The 18,840-nt window shown below is 70.2% G+C and carries 19 protein-coding genes and 1 pseudogene; 7 read left to right on the top strand and 13 right to left on the bottom strand.

Translation table 11 applies throughout. The annotated features are described in order from the left end of the window. Positions 1 to 60: 60 nt before the first annotated feature. The 3 genes and pseudogenes from C4T42_RS24665 to C4T42_RS24655 all read right to left on the bottom strand — a co-directional run bounded on the left by C4T42_RS24665 (position 61) and on the right by C4T42_RS24655 (position 2,993). The gene (locus tag C4T42_RS24665) at positions 61 to 1,953 is read right to left on the bottom strand and encodes a TRAP transporter large permease subunit (RefSeq protein WP_103986031.1); all 1,893 of its coding nucleotides are present in this window, start codon (positions 1,951 to 1,953) and stop codon (positions 61 to 63) included. Between the two features lie 247 nt (positions 1,954 to 2,200). Further along, positions 2,201 to 2,583 (bottom strand): annotated as a pseudogene (locus C4T42_RS24660) (LysR family transcriptional regulator); the annotation flags it as partial. Positions 2,584 to 2,705: 122 nt separating this feature from the next. Further along, positions 2,706 to 2,993 carry a hypothetical protein gene (locus C4T42_RS24655; RefSeq protein ID WP_042670616.1) on the bottom strand — a complete coding sequence of 96 codons (288 nt, stop codon included), beginning with the start codon at positions 2,991 to 2,993 and terminating at the stop codon, positions 2,706 to 2,708. A gap of 464 nt (positions 2,994 to 3,457) precedes the next feature. Here C4T42_RS24655 and C4T42_RS24650 point away from each other — a divergent pair, with 464 nt between their 5' ends. Beyond that, complete coding sequence (locus C4T42_RS24650) at positions 3,458 to 3,688, top strand: hypothetical protein (protein ID WP_020093582.1); 231 nt, start codon at positions 3,458 to 3,460, stop codon at positions 3,686 to 3,688. Between the two features lie 11 nt (positions 3,689 to 3,699). Here C4T42_RS24650 and C4T42_RS32070 read toward each other — a convergent pair whose 3' ends face one another. The 3 genes from C4T42_RS32070 to C4T42_RS24640 form a co-directional block, all read right to left on the bottom strand. After that, entirely contained in the window at positions 3,700 to 3,840 is a 141-nt protein-coding gene (locus C4T42_RS32070; protein ID WP_012319948.1) for a hypothetical protein, read from the bottom strand. Further along, a complete protein-coding gene (locus tag C4T42_RS24645; protein WP_026604999.1) occupies positions 3,840 to 4,085 on the bottom strand; it encodes a hypothetical protein in 246 nt (81 codons plus the stop codon). Before C4T42_RS24645 ends, C4T42_RS32070 begins: the two co-directional genes overlap by 1 nt. A gap of 311 nt (positions 4,086 to 4,396) precedes the next feature. Further along, positions 4,397 to 5,614: a flagellin gene (locus tag C4T42_RS24640; RefSeq protein WP_103986030.1), complete on the bottom strand. Its 1,218-nt coding sequence runs from the start codon at positions 5,612 to 5,614 to the stop codon at positions 4,397 to 4,399. Positions 5,615 to 5,975: 361 nt separating this feature from the next. Here C4T42_RS24640 and C4T42_RS24635 point away from each other — a divergent pair, with 361 nt between their 5' ends. Both C4T42_RS24635 and C4T42_RS24630 read left to right on the top strand, forming a co-directional pair. Continuing rightward, positions 5,976 to 6,545: a glycosyltransferase gene (locus C4T42_RS24635; RefSeq protein ID WP_020093585.1), complete on the top strand. Its 570-nt coding sequence runs from the start codon at positions 5,976 to 5,978 to the stop codon at positions 6,543 to 6,545. Positions 6,546 to 6,594: 49 nt separating this feature from the next. Next, a complete protein-coding gene (locus tag C4T42_RS24630; protein ID WP_103986029.1) occupies positions 6,595 to 7,392 on the top strand; it encodes a glycosyltransferase family 2 protein in 798 nt (265 codons plus the stop codon). A 53-nt stretch (positions 7,393 to 7,445) separates the two neighbouring features. Here C4T42_RS24630 and C4T42_RS24625 read toward each other — a convergent pair whose 3' ends face one another. The 3 genes from C4T42_RS24625 to C4T42_RS24615 all read right to left on the bottom strand — a co-directional run bounded on the left by C4T42_RS24625 (position 7,446) and on the right by C4T42_RS24615 (position 11,478). Beyond that, on the bottom strand, positions 7,446 to 8,657 hold the full coding sequence (locus C4T42_RS24625; protein ID WP_042670630.1) for a hypothetical protein: 1,212 nt from the start codon (positions 8,655 to 8,657) through the stop codon (positions 7,446 to 7,448). Positions 8,658 to 8,846: 189 nt separating this feature from the next. Beyond that, positions 8,847 to 11,159, bottom strand: coding sequence for a Tex family protein (locus tag C4T42_RS24620; RefSeq protein ID WP_042670622.1), 2,313 nt, complete (start codon positions 11,157 to 11,159; stop codon positions 8,847 to 8,849). A gap of 76 nt (positions 11,160 to 11,235) precedes the next feature. Continuing rightward, entirely contained in the window at positions 11,236 to 11,478 is a 243-nt protein-coding gene (locus C4T42_RS24615) for a hypothetical protein (RefSeq protein ID WP_020093589.1), read from the bottom strand. Positions 11,479 to 11,905: 427 nt separating this feature from the next. Between C4T42_RS24615 and C4T42_RS24610 the strand changes: the two genes are divergently transcribed. Then, positions 11,906 to 12,106, top strand: coding sequence for a hypothetical protein (locus C4T42_RS24610; protein ID WP_020093590.1), 201 nt, complete (start codon positions 11,906 to 11,908; stop codon positions 12,104 to 12,106). A gap of 23 nt (positions 12,107 to 12,129) precedes the next feature. Here the strand turns inward: C4T42_RS24610 and C4T42_RS32065 are convergent, their stop codons facing one another. The 3 genes from C4T42_RS32065 to C4T42_RS24600 all read right to left on the bottom strand — a co-directional run bounded on the left by C4T42_RS32065 (position 12,130) and on the right by C4T42_RS24600 (position 16,263). Next, the gene (locus C4T42_RS32065) at positions 12,130 to 12,297 is read right to left on the bottom strand and encodes a hypothetical protein (protein WP_020093591.1); all 168 of its coding nucleotides are present in this window, start codon (positions 12,295 to 12,297) and stop codon (positions 12,130 to 12,132) included. A 185-nt stretch (positions 12,298 to 12,482) separates the two neighbouring features. Then, on the bottom strand, positions 12,483 to 14,642 hold the full coding sequence (gene mdoH / locus C4T42_RS24605) for a glucans biosynthesis glucosyltransferase MdoH (protein WP_181049212.1): 2,160 nt from the start codon (positions 14,640 to 14,642) through the stop codon (positions 12,483 to 12,485). A gap of 52 nt (positions 14,643 to 14,694) precedes the next feature. Continuing rightward, entirely contained in the window at positions 14,695 to 16,263 is a 1,569-nt protein-coding gene (locus tag C4T42_RS24600) for a glucan biosynthesis protein D (protein WP_042670625.1), read from the bottom strand. Between the two features lie 167 nt (positions 16,264 to 16,430). Here C4T42_RS24600 and C4T42_RS24595 point away from each other — a divergent pair, with 167 nt between their 5' ends. From C4T42_RS24595 to C4T42_RS24585, 3 genes are all read left to right on the top strand, one after another. Next, entirely contained in the window at positions 16,431 to 17,024 is a 594-nt protein-coding gene (locus C4T42_RS24595; protein ID WP_026605000.1) for an HPF/RaiA family ribosome-associated protein, read from the top strand. Between the two features lie 144 nt (positions 17,025 to 17,168). Further along, positions 17,169 to 17,636 (top strand): PTS IIA-like nitrogen regulatory protein PtsN, encoded by a 468-nt coding sequence (gene ptsN, locus C4T42_RS24590; protein ID WP_020093595.1) that lies wholly within the window; start codon positions 17,169 to 17,171, stop codon positions 17,634 to 17,636. Further along, on the top strand, positions 17,636 to 17,962 hold the full coding sequence (locus tag C4T42_RS24585; RefSeq protein ID WP_020093596.1) for a hypothetical protein: 327 nt from the start codon (positions 17,636 to 17,638) through the stop codon (positions 17,960 to 17,962). Before ptsN ends, C4T42_RS24585 begins: the two co-directional genes overlap by 1 nt. A 26-nt stretch (positions 17,963 to 17,988) precedes the next feature. On the opposite strand, the gene C4T42_RS24580 is transcribed toward C4T42_RS24585, so the two are convergent. Then, positions 17,989 to 18,765, bottom strand: coding sequence for a YdcF family protein (locus C4T42_RS24580; RefSeq protein WP_020093597.1), 777 nt, complete (start codon positions 18,763 to 18,765; stop codon positions 17,989 to 17,991). Positions 18,766 to 18,840 lie beyond the last annotated feature (75 nt).

The raw sequence follows: 18,840 nt of genomic DNA, 5'->3' as shown, positions 1-18,840 counted from the left end.
GCGGACCGGCGGCGCCGGCATGATCTGATCGCGCGCGGCGCGTCCCCGCGGTGGAGATCGTCAGAGGAAGCCGATCGAGAACCAGGGGACGAGGATGATGGCGAGCAGCCCGATCAGCAGGGCCAGGATGTAGCCGACGATCGGGCGCATCCCGGCATCGGGATGGATCCGGCTGATGGCGCAGGCCGCGTAATAGCCGACGCCGAAGGGCGGGGCGAACAGGCCGATGCCCATCGCGAGGATGACCACCATGGCGTAGTGGACCTCGTGGACCGCGACTGCCCGCGCGATCGGGAACAGCAGCGGCCCGAACAGCACGATCGCCGGGATGCCCTCCAGCACCGAGCCCAGGATGATGAAGGCGAAGGCCGAGACGAACAGGAACCCGAGCGCGCCGCCCGGGAGGCTCTTCATCACCTCGGCGAGCGTCTGCGAGAAGCCCGACTGCGTCAGCGCCCAGGCCATCCCGGTGGCCGCGCCGATGATCAGCAGGATCGCCCCCGACAGGGTCGCGGTGGTCACCAGCATCGGGTAGAGCCGCCGCCACTCGAACTGACGGTAGATCAGCAGGCCGGCCAGCGCCGCGTAGACGATGCCGATGGTCGAGACCTCGGTGGCGGTGGCGATGCCCTCGACCACGGCGAAGCGGATCACGAAGGGCAGCGCGAGTGCCGGGATCGCCACCAGGAAGGCGCGACCGATGACCCGGCCGGACGGCCTGGCGACGTGGCTCAGGTCCTCGCGGCGGTAGCGCCACCAGACCAGCGCGCACAGCGTCGCGGCGAGGACGAGGCCAGGCATCAGGCCGCCGGTGAACAGCGCGGTGATCGACACGCCGGTGACCGAGCCGATGGTGATCAGCACGATCGAGGGCGGGATCGTCTCGGTCTGCGCGCCGGTGGTGGCGAGCAGGGCGACCAGATCGCCCTCCTTGGCGCCGCGGGCCTTCATCTCGGGGAACAGCACGGGGGCGACGGCGGCCATGTCGGCGGCCTTGGAGCCGGAGATGCCCGAGACGAGGTACATGGCCCCGACCAGCACGTAGTGCAGGCCGCCGCGGACGTGACCGAGCAGCGAGGCCAGGAAGCCGACCATGGCTTTCGCCATGCCGGTCATCTCGATCAGCAGGCCGAGGAACACGAACAGCGGCACCGCGAGCAGGATGAGGTGGCTCATGCCCTCGTCCATGCGGCCGACCACCACCATGGAGGGCGCGTCGGTGGTCAGCGTGATGTAGGCGAAGGTCGACAGGCCGAACGCGAAGGCGATCGGCACGCCGGAGAAGACCAGCGCGCCGACGCCGACGACGAAGAACAGCAGCAGGTTGAGGTTCCCGAGGTTGGCGAGCCACGGCTGCAGCGCCAGGAGCGCGGCGGCAACACCGCCCCCCAGGATCAGCGCCCCCACGGTCAGTTTCCAGTCGGCGGTCTCCAGGAGTCGGATCAGCGCCACGATCAGCATGAGGCCGAGGCCGATCGGCAGGGCGGCGGCGCGCCACGCGTTGTTCAGCTCCAGCGCCGGCGTCTGCACGAAGGTCTCCTCGCTGGCGAACTCGAAGGCCGGCTCCAGCAGCAGGGCGACGAAGATCAGGCCGGCGACCAGGGCGACCGTCTCCAGGAAGGCGCGCAGGCGCGGGCCGCTCATGGCCACGAAAGCGGTCATGCGCATGTGCTCGGCGCGCCGGAAGGCGACCACGGCGCCGAGCATGGCGAGCCACAGGAACAGGATCGAGGCGAGCTCGTCCGACCAGATGATGGGATCGCGGAACACGTAGCGGCTGACGACACCGCTGAGCAGAACCGCGATCTCGGCCAGGACGAGCAGTGCCGCCGGGATCTCCACGAGGTGGCCGAGCCCGGCATCCACCCGGCGCAGCCAGCCCCGGGCGCGCAGCGGCGGTCCCGAAAATTCAATCCCCGCCGTCGACTCGACGGCCGCAACATCGATCTGCATGGCGCCCCTCCGTCGGGGCCGCTCCCGATGCCGCTGGCGGCGGGATCGACCCCACATGCGTCTTCGCGTGTGTCTTGCGGTGCGTCTCGGCGCGCCTTCGTTCTCCGATACCGTTATCCGATCCTGCGGAAAACGGTCCCGGTCAGTTTGCCCGACGCATCTTCACGATGCGACCGCGCCCCATCGCCGTACTTCGTTTTCCAGTCCTTGTGGAATCTCTGCCGTTCAGCGGCGCGCGAATCCGCGCCAGCAGGTCGGCCGGCTCGCGGATGCGGGCCGCCCGAGCGGGTCGCGGAGCGGCGTGACAGTTTCCTAACCCAGCGGCATCCGCATTAAATTTTCGCCGCGGGGTGATCCTGAGACGTTGTCGGCGTCGAACGCGTCGGTGATGAGGTGGGCATAGTCCATGCGGGCGGCGACCCGCACCCCGAAATCCGGATGGGCGCTCAGGAATCGCGCCGGCCGCAGCGCCACGAGGTCGGAGGCGCGGTTCGACTCGGCGGAGGCGCGCCCGACATGGTCGCGCAACGCCTATCCCGCAGGGGTCCGCGGGATGCCCTGACCCACCTGCTCGAACAGAACGACGCCCAGCGTCTCTTCCGTCCTGCGCGATGCCTGACTGACTGCGCTCGGGGGAGAGGTTGGACGGCGGAGAGGGGTACGGACGGCCTCATTCCGGGCAGGATGGGCCGCGACCGGTGCCGCTGGGATCGGGCCCGGGCCGGCGATACGCCGGTCGCGGCGCGCCGGGATCAGGCCGACCGGTGGCCGCGGACCCGGACCGGCGCGGCGACCGGGACGATCTTGCCCTGCTGGGCAACCTCGCAGAGGACCGCCACCATCGTGTCGGCCTGCGTCTCGAGGTCGGGCGGCCCGACATCGTCGCGCGTGTTACGCCAGGCGATGAAGATGCAGGCCAGGATGGCCGACGCGCTGGCTGCCAGGGGTGCGATGATCAGCGCGGCGAGGGCGCTCACCGGCGCCAGGATCGTGGCTGTCGCGAGACCGCTGACGATGGCTGCGGCTATCAAGACGATCATCGGAGCCTCGCCCGATCTGCGTGGCCGGATCCCGTGCCCGTCCACCGTCCTAGGATCACGTCACAAAAGTTTACGCTTCGTTAACGGGAAGCTTCCATCCGCTAATTCCGTGGCAGCTGTCCCGCCGATTGCTTGACGATCGCCCGTTCAGCGCGCGCGAGGACAGGTCGGGGCGCGGATTCGTGCCCCCGGCTCCGGTCAGCCGGGTCGCGCAACACGACGAGCTGCGCCGTGGCCGGCCCGATCGCGGACGCCGGCACGCCGGTGGCCCCGGACTGTGCGGAGACTGTTCACGCCTTCGTGAGGTTACGCGCTGCAATCCGCTCGCGCAGTGTGTCGACCACATGCCCAGAAGTGTACAAACTGATACGATCGGATCAGGCCTAGTACAGGGCGATCCCTTGCTGCTCAGGGTTGGGCAATGATAGCCCTTGCGCGCCCGGCGTGTAGGAATTCTGTCTCCAATGGCCATCGATGTTCGAGCTGTCGCGCGCCTGCGCGAGATCGCAGCCGTCATTGGCTGTCCGGTCGAGGCCTTCTACGGACCGGATGGCGAGGCCGTCGACCTCGGCATGACGCACGAACTCTTTCACCTCTGGCACGCGATACAGGATCCGAATGCGCGTCAGCGGGTCCTGAACAGCGCGCGGCGTGAGGCTCTCGGCGACGCGGTCCCCGGGACGGCCGCCGAATAGCCGCCGCGCCGTCAGCGCCCCTGTGCGATCCAGCCCAGGACCGTCGCGCAGCGCTCGGCCTGCTCGCGGGTCAATCCCGACGCGACGGCGGCGCCGTTGCGGTAGACCACGAAGGTCCCGTCGTCGGTCGCGCGGATCTTGACGGACGCCATCACTCGGCTCCCGACGTGAGAGCCCGAAGCTGGGAGAGGCCGGCCGCGGTGATCTGCCAGACCGCCACTGGACCACCCGGATCCTCGAGCGGGTCGATCCGCCGGAGATGGCCGGTGCTCTCGAGCGCCGTCAGTCGGCTGTGGTCGCCGGGCCAGGACGCGTCCGCCCTCTGACGGATCGTGATCTGGTAATCCCGTGCCTCCGCTGCCTTGTTGAGGAGACGGCGCTGGTGGTTCACTCGCATCGGCACTCCGGCTCAGCTCGGGTCGGTACGCAGTAACTACGGACAGGCTGGCCGATACGGTTAAGCTTGGCAACCCCGCGGTCGCAACGGGCTCTGGATCGTCCTGTTCAGAGGGCGGGCGGCGGGAGCTTCGGATCACCGGCGCGGAGCCGCCCTGCCGCGTCGATCCTGCGCGGCGCTCCCTCGAGCCGGGGCGGTTGCCGGCGCGACGTCGGTTTCGGATGCGGGGCTCCACGATCGCGGGCGCGGACATAGTGAAAGGCCGACCGGGTTGCCCCGGCCGGCCTCTGTCGCTTCGCGGTGCGTGTCGCTTACCGCAGGAGCTGGAGGACGCCCTGCTGGGCTGAGTTGGCCAGCGACAGGGCCGAGATGCCCATCGACTGGCGGGTCGACAGCGCCTGCGAGTTGGCCGCCTCCTGGTTCAGGTCGGCGTTCGTCAGGTTGGCCGAGCCCGTCTGCAGCACGTTGATCAGCTGCTTGGAGAAGTCCTGGCGGTTCTGAACCACCGATAGGTTCGAGCCCAGGGTGCTCGCCGCGGAGTTCAGGGCGTTGCCGGCGGTGGTCAGGGTCGCCAGGGTCTTGTTGACGTCCGAGTTCAGCAGGAAGTTGCCGAGGCCGTTCTGGCTGGTCGAGTTGTTCGAGTTGGTGATCGACGACAGGCCGAGGCCGCTGGCGGTGGCGTCGACCGAGGCGACGTTGAGGTTCGAGCTGCCGGTGTCGTTGAACTTGATGTTCAGGTCATTGCCCTTGCCGGCAATGAGGTTGACGCCGTTGTAGCTGGCGTCGCTTGCGAGCTGCGTGATCTGGTTGAGCAGGTTGTTGTACTGATTGGCCAGCGAGGCGCGCTGCGTCACGCCCGAGATCGACAGGTCGCTGGACACCACGGTGCTGGCGGCGGTGCCGTAGGTCGAGGCGGTGGTGGCCGAGGCGGTGAAGCCGAGCGCCGTCTGGCTGCCGGAGTTCTGGAATTCTACGTCCGCCTGGGCGTTCAGGACGATCTTGGTGCCGGTGCTGTCGACCGAGAAGATCGCGCCGGCGCCGAAGGCGCCGCTCGACGAGGTCGAGGCCGAGCTGACCGCGGCGTTGAGGGCGGCGACGGTGGCGTTGATGCTGGAGGAGGCGGCGACCGTGGCCGAGACCGAGGTGCCGTTGATGGTCATGAGCACGGTCTGGGAGGCGGTGCTGGCGCTGTAGGCGTTGGCGGCGGTGCCGGTGGTGGAGAGCTGGGTCGAGAGCGCCTGGTTGGCGATCGACTTGGCTTGGTTGACGAGCTTCTGGATCGAGGTGATGCCCTGGTTAGCGGCCTGGATCGACTGGATGCCGTTGGAGACGCCGTCGAGGAGCGAGTTCAGGCTCGAGGAGCGTCCGTCGAGGGCCTGGGAGGTGAAGAAGTTGGTCGGGTTGTCGAGGGCGGAGTTGACGGTCTTGCCGGTCGCGAGCCGGTTCTGGGTGGTCGCCATCAGCTGGGCGGTGTCCTGCAGCGAGAGCAGATTCTGGCGCGTGGCGGCCGACAGGGTGATCGAGGACATAGGTCTTATCTTTCTGATTTGATGCACCCGTTTCTCGGGTACGCCAGTAATCGTCCTCCAAACGTTTCGCGGGGGTTAAATCAATTGCCGACTCCCAGTGTGTCCAAAGTGATCGTTAATGAATCGATCCTTGAGGCGCTAAGTATTTACGGATCGCGGAGTGTGTTCAAGATCCATTAACCATCCGCAGCCATAAGCTGTGACGCAAACCAAGTCTGTCGCGCCTGCCCGACCGGGGCCGATCCGGTTCGGTCGGCGCGGCGGGTGCGGGACGCACCTTGCAGGGAGCTCAGATGTGATCGCTCAAGCGTCCGGTGATGTTGGCGCCGCGACCCCTTCCGCGTCGCCGAAGTTGCCCCATGTGGCGATCGCGATCCCCTGCGGGACCATGGTCCACGCGGACTTCGCCGTGAGCCTCGGATCGATGATGCACTCGCTCGGCGAGATGCCGATGTCGATCGTCGTCGGAAAGTCGTCGATCGTCGCCGATGCCCGCAACCTCGGCCTCGAATACGCGCAGAAGTACGGGGCGGAGTACGTCCTGTTCATCGACAGCGACATGACCTTCCCGAAGGACGCACTCCTCAAGCTCCTCGTGCGGCAGGTCGACATCATCGGCGCGACCTATTCCCGCCGCACCGCCCCGTTCCACTTCCTGGGCGACATCCTCCCGGAGCAGCCGGCCGACGCGCCGAAGGGTCTGCTGGAGATGTCCCGGATCCCGACCGGCTTCCTGCTGATCAAGTCCACGGTCTTCGAGAAGCTGAAGAAGCCCTATTTCCGCTTCCGCGTCGACGAGGAAGCTGGCGTGAACATCGGTGAGGACTTCGACTTCAGCGACCGGGCACGCGCCGCCGGCTTCCGGATCTGGTGCGATCCGTATCTCAGCAAGGAGCTCGGCCATATCGGCGAGCAATCCTTCAAGCTCTGACAGCGTTCCGCGCCGCGGCGCGCGACCCCCGACACGGTGAGGCGTGGGAATGAGGATCGCGATCATCACGCCGTCGAGGCTCAAACCCTCGACCCTGGCCGGAAAGGCCGGCCAGTACTTTTTGGAGCACGCGATCGCGAGCGCCAACGCCCAGGAGCTCGACCGGCCGGCGACGATCCACTTCTTCGTCGGGATCGATCCCGGGATCGAGATCCCGGCGCGGCTCGCCGCGCACCCGCAGGTCACCTTCGCGCGCGGCCCGCAGAGGGGCCAGATCCCCGCACTGAACGCCGCCATCGGCGCCGTCGACGACAGCTGGGACCTCGTCGGCTTCCTCGAGGACGACGATCACTGGCTGCCGGCCTATCTGGGCTTCGCGCTGAGGGCCCTCGAGAGTTTCGATTTCGTCTCCTCGACGCAGCTCGAGACCGACGAGGCCGGCGAGGTGGTGCGGATCAACGACTTCGCGACGCCGTCGGGCTGGCTGATGCGGCGGGCCACTTTCGCGCAGGTCGGCGCGATCAGCCCGGCCGCGAAGTGGCACTACGACAACGAGTGGCTCGGCCGCCTCGCCGAGACCGGCCTGCGCCGCGCCCACCTCGTCGAGGCGACGGCGCCCGTCACGCTGCAGGACGCGATCCAGGTCCGTCCGTGGCTCGCCAACGTCCTGCGCAACGGCGGCCCCAACGTGCAGCTCGTGCGGCACGGTTTCGTCCTGCCGCTGGTGTGCCGCCTCGTGCATCCAGGCTCCGGGACCTCGGATGTCGGCTCGGGCGGCACCTCCAAGGCCGAGAGCAACGCCGAGTACCAGCGGCTGGTCGACCGCTTCGGTCGCATCCCCTGGTGAAGGCGCCGGGTGAAGCACCCGACGCCCGCAGCCCCCGTCCCGAGGCGGCCGACCTAGGCGGCCCGCCGCCGAGCCCGCCCCCGCAGCGCGTCCTGGAACGCGGCGAAGACCCGGCGCATCTGCGGGGCCTTGTAGGGAAACAGCTCCACCGAATCCATGTCGTGGACGACCATCCCGGTATCGGCCTCGAAGACCAGCAGACGGCCGTCCGCGCTCTCGGCGCAGTCGATGATCAGGTAATCGAGGCCGATCCTGCGGTGGATCTCGGCGAACGCGGCGCGGTGGCGCTCGGCGAAGTCGGTGTCGAACGTGGCCATGGCGGCGGCCTCGACCTGCCGCTTCACCGGATCCTCCAGCATGCCGGCGTTGAGGTAGTGGATCATCCAGTGATCGCGGATGGCCATGTGGCAGAGGTAGGGCACACCGTCGATCAGTACGATGCGCAATTTCCGATAGAGGCCGTCGGGACCGCGGTAATCGCAGAACTGCGTGACGTAGAACGCCTCGGCCTCCGTCTGCGCGAGGTAGAGATGCAGGTCCTCCGACCGGTCGATCTTCTGGAGGTCGTTGCCGGCGTGCGTGTCCAGAGGGCGCACGAGGAGCGGGTATGTCGGGCCCTCGGCTCTGCGGGACGCCGCGGCGCTCAGGATGGAGCGGCTCACGCGGACGACCTCCGGCGCCAGGATCCCATCCGCCCCGCGGAGCGCGTCCGCGATCCCGTGGCGGGACGTCTTGAGGACGTGGCGCGGGTGATTGACGATCGGCCGCGTCCACTGGTCCGCCGCCGCCGCGAGGGCTTCCAGGAGCGGCTCGGCGGTCCGCGCGTAGGCGATGCCCGTGACGATGACGTCGTGCGCCGGCAGGTCGTGCGGGATCGGCTCGCCGGGGCGGAGATAGAGGTAGGTGAGGCCGAAATCGCCGTCGTTCAGCAGGAAGTCGATCGGCGTGTTGGCCATCAGGTCGCCGGCCGTGACCAGGACGAGGACGCGGATCCGCGCCTGATCCGGGTTCGAGCGCAGCGAGAAGACCCGCTGTCCGTCCAGCACCTCGCTCTGGAGTGCGAGCCCCTCGGTGAAGCGGTGCTTCAGCAGCAGGATCGTCGCCATGTCCAGCGCCGTCCCGGCGTCGAGGGCGGAGTCTCCGCCCTCGGCAAGGATCTCGGCGGCCAGGGCGGCCATGTCGGCGCCCTCGAAGGCCGCCCGGATCAGGCGGGCCGGGCCGATCATCGGGTTCGGGTTGTCGATCCCCGCAACGTGCGCTTGCATCAGAGCCTCCGAGCCGTGGGGTCGCCGCAGCGATCCCGGAACCGCGATCAAGTGTTTCGAATCGCGCTCCGCGGCACGACGAACGCACTCTGACCGCACGGAGGTTTACGAAGCGCTAACCATGTTCTCGGTTCACCGGCGGCAGTCCCGGCCGCGACGCGGAGGCCGTGCGCGCGCGTCAGGCGTGCCTCACTCGCGCCGCGGCGCGGCGCCCGCGCGCCGGAGAGCGTCGGCCAGCGCCCTGCCGGGGGCCTCACCCGGGCTCGGTCGGCTCCGCGGCGCGTCCTGCCGCGGCTCGGCCGTCCTCCGGATCTGCTGGCCCGGCTCGACGGGATCGTCGAGCCGCAGCGACAGCGCGATGCGCTTGCGCGGGACGTCGACGCTGAGGACCAGCACCCGTACGACCTCGCCGATCCGGACGACCTCGGTGGGCGACGCGATCCGCCGCCGGGCCATCGCCGAGATGTGGACGAGCCCGTCCTGGTGAACGCCGATATCCACGAAGGCCCCGAAGGCCGCGACGTTGGTGACGACACCCTCGAGCTGCATCCCGGGCTTCAGGTCCCCGATCGTCTCGACGCCCTCCTGGAAGCGCGCCGTCTTGAATTCCGGCCGCGGGTCCCGCCCCGGCTTCTCGAGTTCGGCGATGATGTCGCGCACGGTCGGCAGGCCGAAGCGCGCGTCGACGAAGGGCTCCGGCGCGAGGCGGCCGAGGAGGGCGGCGTTGCCGAGCAGGACGTGGATGTCGCTCTTCGTCGCCTGGAGGATGCGGCGGACCACCGGATAGGCTTCCGGGTGGACGCCAGACCCGTCGAGCGGGTCGTCACCGCCCTGGATGCGGAGGAAGCCGGCGGCCAGCTCGAAGGTCTTCGGGCCGAGCCCCGGGACCTTCTTGAGCGCCGCCCGCGTGCGGAACGGGCCCTGGGCGTCGCGGTGGGCGACGATCCGCGCCGCCATCGCGCCGCCGAGGCCGGAGACCTGCGCCAGCAGGGCCGGGGAGGCGGTGTTGACGTCCACCCCGACCGCGTTGACCGCGTCCTCCACCACCGCCGAGAGCGACCGCGACAGCTTCGCCTCGCTCACGTCGTGCTGGTACTGCCCGACGCCGATCGACTTGGGGTCGATCTTGACCAGTTCCGCCAGGGGATCCTGGAGGCGCCGGGCGATCGACGCGGCGCCGCGATGGGACACGTCGAGGTCGGGCAACTCCTTGGCGGCGATCTCGGAGGCCGAGTAGACCGAGGCGCCGGCCTCGGAGACCACGACCTTCGCTAGCGGCAGGTCCGGGTTCGCCGCGATGATCTCCGCGGCGAGGCGCTCGGTCTCGCGGGACGCGGTGCCGTTGCCGACGGCGAGAAGCTCCACGCCGTGCAGCCGGCAGAGCCGGCCGAGCGTCGCGACGGCCTCCCGCCAGCGCCGCTGCGGCTCGTGCGGATAGGTCGTCTCCACCGCGACGACCCGCCCGGTCCGATCCGCCACCGCGACCTTCACGCCGTTCCGGTAGCCCGGATCGAGCCCCATCGTCGCCCGCCCGCCCGCCGGAGCGGCGAGGAGCAGGTCCTTGAGGTTCCCGGCGAAGACCGATAGGGCCTCGTCCTCGGCCCGCTCGAACAGCCGGCCGCGCAGGTCCTGCTTGATCCCGGCCCGGATCTTCGTTCGCCAGGCCGTGCGCACCGTGTCGAGGAGCCACGCATCGCCGGGACGCCCCCGCGCCGCGATCTCGAAGCGGCGGCAGATCGCCATCTCGAAGGGCCCGGGAAGGCCCGGCGCCGACTCCTCCCCCTCCGCGGCGAAGCCGACGTCGAGGACCTCTTCCCGCTCACCGCGGAAGATCGCCAGGATCCGGTGCGAGGGCATGCGCTCCAGCCGCTCGCTCCAGCCGAAGTAGTCCGAGAACTTCGCCCCCTCGTTCGCCATGCCCTTGCGCACCTGCGAGACGAGCTGGCCGGTCCGCCAGTAATCCGCCCGCAGGCGCCCCACGAGGTCGGCATCCTCGCCGAAGCGCTCGATCAGGATGGCGCGGGCGCCCTCCAGCGCGGCCTCGGTGTCCGGCACGCCCCGCGCGTCCGACACGTAAGCGGTCGCGACCGCTTCGGGCGCGCGGTCGGGACGGCTCAGCAGGGCCTGGGCCAGCGGTTCGAGGCCGGCTTCGCGGGCGGATTGCGCCTTCGAGCGCCGCTTGGGCCGGAAGGGCAGGTACAGGTCCTCCAGCCGCGCCTTCGTGTCGGCGGCGTCGAGGGCCGCCGCCAGGGGCGGGGACATCTTGCCCTGGGCCGTGATGCTCGCGACGATCGCGGCGCGCCGCTCGTTGAGATCGCGCAGGTAGGACAGGCGCTCCTCCAGCCTGCGCAGCTGCGTGTCGTCGAGGCCGCCCGTATTCTCCTTCCGGTAGCGCGCGATGAACGGCACGGTCGCGCCGCCGTCGAGGAGCGCGACGGTGGCCGCGACCTGCGCCTCCCCGACACCGAGTTCCTCGGCGATCAGAGCGTTCACGGATTTCATGGGTTCTCCGACTGGGCGCGCGGCGACGGACGGGCTGCCTGGGTGGAGCGCCAAGCCGTCGGAAACAAGGCACCGGTCAGGGGCGCGGCTGCGCGTCCGCTCCGGCCTCGGCCTTTACGGCCCGGGCACAATCCAGGATGCGGTGCCGGGCATCGGGATCCTTGATCGAGAACCACAGGGTCAGCAATTCTTCGGTCATCGAACGGTCGTCCTGCGGGTCCGGATCGAAGAAGACGTCGACCGAACATCCGAGAGTTTCGGCCAGATCGCCGAGAAGGCGGCGCGACCGTTCGTTCGGGACTCTGCTGTGATCTGCCATCACGTCGATCCGCCTCGCAGCGCCACCGGGTGCTGCCGCCAGAATGCCCTCGACCCCGCCCGCAACGGGTCAGAGCATCGAGATCCAGACAATCCAGTCAAGTCCACGCGTCGCAGGCCCGTCGCGGCGTCGGCCGCGCGGATGCCGAGGCGGCTGTCACGGAGCCAGCGCAGTTCCTGGGGATAGCTGGCCGGCTATCCGCTCAACCTGGCACGGATTTCGCACCCGATTGTTCGGGTCAGATCTCGATGGATAGCTGGCACGATGCTGAACCATCGATCTCCCCGCCCTCCGTCCACGAAGACAATAGTCTTCAGCGGAAGTTCGCGGCGGCCGGCGCGCCTTGACGGTCGCGAAACAACGTCATCCGGATGTCACCCGCGGATGCAAATCTTTCGCTTCGCATGTCCCGGACAGGGAGGCGTCCGTGCAATTCGAGATACGAGAGCGTAGCCGGTCGCTGTGGTCCTGGGTTCTCGTCAACGAGACTGACGAGCCCGTTCTCGAATCGCGACGCAGCTTCCCGTCCCGCGCCCAGGCCACGGCGGCGGCCCTGGCCTTCTCCCAGCTCGTCTCCCGTGCGGGGCGCAGCCTGGGCGGCGGCCCGCGTCAGGTCGGGTTCCTCTGACGGTAGCTTGCTCCGGTCCGGTGTCAGGTCGTCCGGATCCGGTGGCGCACGAGGCTCACGAGACTCGTGGCGGCGATGACGCAGCCAACGCCCATCGCGCCGAGGCAGCTGATGGTGCGGATCGGCTCGCCGCGGGCCAGGACGATGGCCACCGCGAGCGGCAGGAGCAGGAACACGAACAGCAGGGTCATGACCGGATCCGAATGACGATGCGCGAATCTAGGACCCGAATGGTTAATCACTTCTCACGGCTCGGTCCGGCTGGCGGCCTCGGTGGACCTCACGATCGGGGCGCACCGACACGTCTTCGCGAGCGGCGCTGAGCGATCTCGGGCGCGCGCCGCGACCCGTCACTCGGCGGGCGGACGGACCGCGATCACCGTTCGCGCGCGTCGAGGCGGACGAGACGGTCGACCAGGGCCCGGTCGTGCAGGAGCGCCATCCGCTCCTTCGGCGAGAGCCACGCCTGCGCCTCCGCCACCGTCTCGGCCTCGCAGACCTTGGCGGTGGCCAGGGTCTGGTCCGGATCGATCGCGCCCCGGGGCCGCCGCTGTCCGAGGGGCAGCATCCGCGTGTGGTCACGCGCGAGGTCGGGATCGGCGTGTAGGGCCGCGAGGGCATCCGTCTCGTCGAACCCGTGCTCCGCGTTGCGGGCCGCGAGGGACGCGGCGCGGACCGCGATCTCCGGCGGGGTGGCCTCTTCCGGCGTAGCGAGGAGCAGGCGTCGCTTGAGCGCCAGGCCGAGCCCGAGCTGGCCGCTCGCCCAGGAGATCGGGATCGCCAGTACGAGACCCAGGATCGTCGGGCTCATCCAGAGGAACAGCGAGGTGGCGATCGCGAAGGCGGCGACGCCCGCCACCAACCCCAGCAGCGTGTGCCAGCGATGGCGGACGACGATGTCGCGCAGCGGGATCGAGCCGTCGTCCCGCCGCTGCGGGTTCCATCCCGTGTCCCGTCCGAGCAGGATGCCCATCACGGAGCCCGACTGGATCACCATCGCCACCGGCGCCACCAGGGCGGATAGCAGGATCTCGACGAGGCTCGACAGGACGAGCCGTCCGGCGCCGCCGCAGGCGCGCCGCACCGGGCCGTCCAGCAGCGCCAGGATCAGGCCGAGGAACTTGGGTGCCAGCAGCACCGCCATGGTCAGGCCGAACAGCTGGAGCGCGCGGACCGGATCGAAGCGCGGGAAGACCGGCGAGAAGCCGGCGCCGCCGAAATAGTCCGGCCGCTCCGTGGCCGTCTGAAGCACCAGCAGGATACCGACCACCAGCTGCAGCAGCCACAGCGGTGAGGCGAGGTAGCCGGCGATGCCGGTGGCGAAGTGCTGCCGCGTCGCGGGATGCAGCCCGGCGGCGCCGATCACCCGCGCGTGCTGGAGATTGCCCTGCGCCCAGCGCCGGTCGCGCACCGCCACGTCGATCAGCGAGGGCGGGCTCTCCTCGTACGAGCCTGGCAGGCGATGGAGCATGTACACCGCCCAGCCCGCACGGCGGATCAGGGCCGCCTCGACGAAGTCGTGGGACAGGATGTGTCCGCCGAAGGGCGGCTTCCCGGGCAGGTCCGGCAGGCCGCAGGAATCCGCGAAGGCGCGGGTCCGGATGATCGCGTTGTGACCCCAGTAGTTGCCGTCCCGGCCCGACCACGCGGCGAGGCCGGCGGCGATCACCGGGCCGTAGATCCGGGCCGCGAATTGCTGGAGCCGGGCGAACAGGGTGTTGCGGTTGATGATCAGCGGCAGCGTCTGGATGATCCCGGCGTCGAGATCCGCCTCCATGGTGGCCGCGAGCGCCACGACGGCAGATCCGCTCATCAGGCTGTCGGCGTCCAGCACGAGCATGTGGTCGTAGCGCCCGCCCCAGCGGGTGACGAAATCGCCGATGTTCCCGGCCTTGCGGTGATGGTTCTTCGGCCGGTGCCGGTAGTAGAGCCGGGCCTCGGGGCCGAGCCGGCCGCGCAGGTCGAGATAGGCCCGCTCCTCGGCGATCCATGCATCGGGCTGGGTGGAGTCCGAGAGGACGAACCAGTCGAAATGATCGCCCAGCCCGGTCGCCTCGACCGCCTCGCGCATGGCCTCGATACCAGCGAAGGTGCGGGCCGTCGCCTCGTTGTAGACGGGCATCAGGACCGCGGTCCGCGTGCGCAGCGCGGCCGGGTTCGGCGCCGGCCGGGGCCGGCGCAGCAGCGTCGCGAAGCCGAGCACCGCGCTGGTGAAGGCGAGCGCGATCCACGAGAAGGTCAGGCAGAACAGGACGACCAGCACGAGCTGGAGGGCGGTCGGGCTGCCGGAGACCGACACGGTCTCGACCATCTGCCAGCCGCCGAAGGCCGTGAGCGCCAGGGCGCCGCCGAACACCAGGATCCGCTCAGGCCAGGGCGTCCGGACCCGGCGCTCCGGCCGGTGACCGAGCCCCGGATCCCAGCGCGCCAGATCCTGGACGGGCATCGACAGGGGAGCCTCGGGCGGCAGATAACGGCCGCCGTCGGTCACGGTCTCGCGCCCGGAACCGGCGTCCGTCGCTGGCGGCAACATCATGGTCTCGTCCAGTCGCACGGGGGAGGCCGTTCCTCAGCAATCGGGTCGGGGTTCAGGGTGTCCAGCGAAACAGCCAGGTCTCGCTGGCCCGGGCCTGGCCGCGCCGGAGCGCGAGACGCAGCTCGCTCGCGCGCTCGCTCCCCGGATCGAGCTCGAACAGGATCCGCAGCGTCTTACGATCGGGGTACCGAAACCGTTCCTGGCGCGTGATCGTCCCGGCCGAGGCGCCGAGGTCGACGTCGATGTCGCCGGGCTGGAACAGCGCGTCGCCCTCGAAATCGACGGCGAAGAGCCGGCGGTTCCCCGTGCTGCCGTGGCCGCAGCGGCTGTCGCGCACCCGGGCGATCTCCGGCGGCAGCGGGTCCGGCCAGCCCTTGGACCAGTGCTGCCGGCACTGGAAGCGCATCTCCGCGCCCTTCGCGAGCTTCGCCTTGGGCCGCCAGTAGGCGAAGACGTTCTCGTTGAGCTCGGAATCGCTCGGGATCTCCAGCAGCGTGACCGCGCCCTCGTTCCAGTCGTCGAGGGGCTCCAGCCAGAGGGACGGTCGCTGCTCCCAGTGGCGCCGGTCGTCCTCGAAATCGTCGTAGGCGCGGGCGCGCTGCATGAGGCCGAAGCCCTTGGGCCCGCGATCCACGAAGGCCGAGACCTGCAGCGCCTCGGGATTGTGAACCGGGCGCCAGATCGGCTCGCCGTAGCCGTTGTGGATCGCCAGGCCCTCCACCGAGAAGGCCGCGGCGCGCAGGTCGTCCACGCGGTTCCGGTCGAGGGGCCCGAACAGGTAGCTGCCCTGCATGCCGCCGAGACCGATATGGTCGAGCTCGGCGCGGGCGAAGACCGTCCCGTCGATCTGCGCCGTGGAGACGTCGCGGCCCGGCGTCAGCGTGATCTTGAAGGCCGCGGTCGCCGATTCCGATTCCGCGAGGGCGTGGACGATGACCGGCTGGCCCGCCCGCGGCGCCTCGACGAACAGGGCCCGGAACAGCGGGAATTCCTCGCCGCGGGAATCCGCCGGCCGCAGGGCGAGCGCCCGGGCGTTGATGCCGAAATCCTGGCCCTCGGCGACAAGGCGAAAGAACGAGGCGCCCTGGAACAGGGCGAAGTTCGACAGCCCGTCGGCACCGTCGAACCGGGCGCGCAGGCGGAAGCCCGAGAAGGCGGTGTCGGCGGTCAGGTCGGGCAGGTCGAGGCCCGGCGCCGCGATGGCGGACTTGTCGTACCCGACCGGCTGCACCACGCCGTTCTCCACGACGAATAGCGACACCGGCGTCTCGAAGATCGAGCCGCGCAGCAGCGGCTCCAGGACGTAGCCGGTATTCCGGTCGGCCCAGACCGCGCGGCCCTCCGCGGGACGGATCGCCTCGTAGGCCTCGCGGGAGAGGTTCTTGAGAACCGTCGGCACGTCGCCGGTCTTCGGGGCGGCGTAGGGGGCGGCGGCCCGGGCGCGGGCGAGGTCGGTCAGCGTGCCCGCCGCGAATGCCTCGCCGGCGCCGGGCAGGGGCGGGGCCTTCTCCGGGTCGGCCGCCCGCGCGGCTGCCGGGAGCAGGCCCGCGGCAGCGCCGAGCGCGCCCCCCAGGACGGCGCGGCGTGTCGCGGTGGCGGAGAATCCGGGATCGATCATCATGCAGGCGGTCGTCTCACGTCGCAAGGCAAGGTGCGGGAGGCCCCGTGTATACGGACAGGCCGGCTGAACCCAGCGTTAAGCAAGCGCTTGAACCGCAAGGGGCTCCGTTGACTTAACCCGAGCCGGCTCTCTAATTCGGCCGACTGCATCGGAACGGGGGAGGCAGCATGGGATCGTTGCGAGTGACTGGCCACGGCGTGGATCTCGGCGAGAGTCTGCGCGGCCGCGTCGAGGAACGGATGTCGGCGATCCAGGCGAAGTATCTCGACTCGCACATGCACGATTCCTGCAACGGCCACGTCACGCTCCGGCGCGACGGCACAGCCTTCCGGACGGATTGCGTCCTGCACCTCGTCTCCGGCCTGACGATCGAGGCCAACGGCTTCGCGCACGACGCGCGGTCGAGCTTCGAGCAGACCGCGGAGCGTCTGGAGACCCGTCTGCGGCGCTACAAGCACAAGCTGAAGCAGCACGCGACGGGCCCGGGGGACGACGCGGCAGTCGAGGCCGCCTACGCGGTGTTCGCCGCCCCGGAGGTGGAGGAGGACGACGCCGCCGAGGGCGACGCCCACCCGCCGATCGTCGCCGAGAGCACCAAGACCCTCCAGCGCCGCACCATCGGCGAAGCGGTGACGGCCCTCGACATGACGGGATCCCCAGTGGTTGTGTTCGTCCACGCTGGCACCGGCCGCGTCAACGTCGTATATCGGCGGAGCGACGGAGCGATCGGCTGGGTGGACCCGCCGAACGCCACCGAGTGACGCCGCGGGTCGGGAGGAACGGAGCCGGAACCGGCTGGTTTCCCCGCTTATTGAATCTGGTGGGGGCGCGGCCGGAACGGTCGTCGATGCCCCTGCGACGAGGCCCGCTTCCTCGCGAACGGGCGACGGGGCAACGGTCGTTCGATGCCAGTTCTGGAATTCCTCGACCCCGACTCGGTCGTGCCGGCCCTGCGCGCCCGCGCCAAGAAGCAGGTGCTGCAAGACCTCGCCGCGCAGGCTGCGCGGCGCCTGCCCGCCCTCGGTGAGCGCCCCGTCTTCGACACGCTGCTCCAGCGCGAGCGGCTCGGGTCGACCGGCATCGGCGACGGCGTGGCGATCCCGCACGGCAAGCTGCCCGGTCTCGACCGTCTCTTCGGGCTGTTCGCGCGCTTCGACCGGCCGGTGGACTTCGAGGCGCTCGACGGGCAGCCCGTGGACATCGCCTTCCTGCTGCTCGCGCCCGAGGGCGCCGGCGCCGATCACCTGAAGGCCCTCGCGCAGGTCGCCCGCATCCTGCGCGAGCCGGGCATGCTCGCGCATATCCGCGCCGCCCGGGACGCCGGCGCGCTCTACGCGCTCCTGACGCGCTCGACGGCACCGCAGGCCGCGTGATGATCCAGAGCTTCCGAACGGCCGCCGCCCTGACCCTCGCGGCCGGCATCTCCGGCGCCGCCGCCCAGGGCGAGACCACCTGCGCGCGCGACGTCCTGGTGGCGCAGTCGATGCAGCGCCAGGCCCTCGAGCAGCTCGAGCAGGCGGACGGGGACGACGCCAAGAACTGCCGCGTCTGGCGGCGCCACGTGGAGACGATGCGCCGCGTGGCGAGCGTCTACGGTCGCTGCCTGTCCGGTTCGGAGCGCGGCGAGCGCCTCGCCCAGGTCCAGGGGTCGGACCGCGAGTTCTCGGCCGCGATCAAGGCCCGCTGCAAGGGGCTGTAGGGGCGGGGGTGGCGCGCGCCGCGCCCTCAATCCACGCCGCGGAGCATGAGCGGCTCGGCCACCATCTTCACCGGCTTGCCGCGCCCGATCAGGATCGCCGCGCGGGAGCGTTCGGGATCCGCCTCGAAGCGCGTGCGGACCCAGCTGACCAGGAACTTCATGTATTCCGAGGCCAGGAGGCGCGCGGCCGGCGGGTTCTTCCACCAGCGATCGGCATCGAAGGCCTCGCTCACGACCGGATGCGGCAGGACGCGGTCGCTGTCCTGGAGGGCGTGGTCGAGTTCGACCAGCGTCCGCGGCATGTGGTAGTTCGAGGTCACGACCGCGACGGTGCTGAACCGGTGCGCGCGCATCCAGCGGCGCGTCTCGATGGCGTTCCCGATCGTGTTGCGCGCCCGGTAGTCGAGATCCACGCAGCAGGCGATCAGGGCGCGCTGGGTCGGGTTCAGCCGGGCGATCTCGTCGCGGCTGGTCCGCTCGTTGACCCCGGTGATGAGCAGGCGCCGCCCGTAGCCGCCCGCGAGCAGGTCGATCGCGTCGCCGATCCGCTGGGCACCGCCGGTCAGCGCGACGATCCCGTCGGCCCGGTCGGTCGGCGTCCGCTCCTGGCGGGCGAGCGCGCCGACGAACACGAGAAAGCCCGCGAACAGGGCCAGCATCCCGAGCCCGGCGCCGAGGCCGCAGGTCCAGAGCGCGATCCGCCGCCGGTCGCGCGGGCGCGCGGCGGCGCGGCGCGGGAGACCCCACTCGTGCCAGGCCCAGCCGACAACGTCGGTCGAGGGCGGATCCGATGCGCGCAGCATACGCGTGGTCATCCTCCGGAGAATCGGCGCCGATTGCGGCGGCTCGGAGGCCGGCGCGGTCGGCTGTTTCCACAC

The sequence above is a fragment of the Methylobacterium sp. 190mf genome (assembly GCF_900107945.1).
GTDB lineage: Bacteria > Pseudomonadota > Alphaproteobacteria > Rhizobiales > Beijerinckiaceae > Methylobacterium.
Note: the sequence above shows the minus strand (reverse complement) of the source record. Positions and strands in the feature narration are given on the sequence as shown.

What these genes read in the sequence shown, in the direction of transcription:
- C4T42_RS24650 (WP_020093582.1), top strand. Translation starts at nt 3,458, where the DNA reads ATGGCCATCGATGTTCGAGCTGTCGCGCGCCTGCGCGAGATCGCAGCC.
- mdoH (WP_181049212.1), bottom strand. Translation starts at nt 14,642, where the DNA reads ATGATGTTGCCGCCAGCGACGGACGCCGGTTCCGGGCGCGAGACCGTG.
- C4T42_RS24665 (WP_103986031.1), bottom strand. Translation starts at nt 1,953, where the DNA reads ATGCAGATCGATGTTGCGGCCGTCGAGTCGACGGCGGGGATTGAATTT.
- C4T42_RS24630 (WP_103986029.1), top strand. Translation starts at nt 6,595, where the DNA reads ATGAGGATCGCGATCATCACGCCGTCGAGGCTCAAACCCTCGACCCTG.
- C4T42_RS24625 (WP_042670630.1), bottom strand. Translation starts at nt 8,657, where the DNA reads ATGCAAGCGCACGTTGCGGGGATCGACAACCCGAACCCGATGATCGGC.
- C4T42_RS32065 (WP_020093591.1), bottom strand. Translation starts at nt 12,297, where the DNA reads ATGACCCTGCTGTTCGTGTTCCTGCTCCTGCCGCTCGCGGTGGCCATC.
- C4T42_RS24620 (WP_042670622.1), bottom strand. Translation starts at nt 11,159, where the DNA reads ATGAAATCCGTGAACGCTCTGATCGCCGAGGAACTCGGTGTCGGGGAG.
- C4T42_RS24600 (WP_042670625.1), bottom strand. Translation starts at nt 16,263, where the DNA reads ATGATGATCGATCCCGGATTCTCCGCCACCGCGACACGCCGCGCCGTC.
- C4T42_RS24585 (WP_020093596.1), top strand. Translation starts at nt 17,636, where the DNA reads ATGATCCAGAGCTTCCGAACGGCCGCCGCCCTGACCCTCGCGGCCGGC.
- C4T42_RS24655 (WP_042670616.1), bottom strand. Translation starts at nt 2,993, where the DNA reads ATGATCGTCTTGATAGCCGCAGCCATCGTCAGCGGTCTCGCGACAGCC.
- C4T42_RS24615 (WP_020093589.1), bottom strand. Translation starts at nt 11,478, where the DNA reads ATGGCAGATCACAGCAGAGTCCCGAACGAACGGTCGCGCCGCCTTCTC.
- C4T42_RS24640 (WP_103986030.1), bottom strand. Translation starts at nt 5,614, where the DNA reads ATGTCCTCGATCACCCTGTCGGCCGCCACGCGCCAGAATCTGCTCTCG.
- C4T42_RS24580 (WP_020093597.1), bottom strand. Translation starts at nt 18,765, where the DNA reads ATGCTGCGCGCATCGGATCCGCCCTCGACCGACGTTGTCGGCTGGGCC.
- ptsN (WP_020093595.1), top strand. Translation starts at nt 17,169, where the DNA reads ATGCCAGTTCTGGAATTCCTCGACCCCGACTCGGTCGTGCCGGCCCTG.
- C4T42_RS24645 (WP_026604999.1), bottom strand. Translation starts at nt 4,085, where the DNA reads ATGCGAGTGAACCACCAGCGCCGTCTCCTCAACAAGGCAGCGGAGGCA.
- C4T42_RS24595 (WP_026605000.1), top strand. Translation starts at nt 16,431, where the DNA reads ATGGGATCGTTGCGAGTGACTGGCCACGGCGTGGATCTCGGCGAGAGT.
- C4T42_RS32070 (WP_012319948.1), bottom strand. Translation starts at nt 3,840, where the DNA reads ATGGCGTCCGTCAAGATCCGCGCGACCGACGACGGGACCTTCGTGGTC.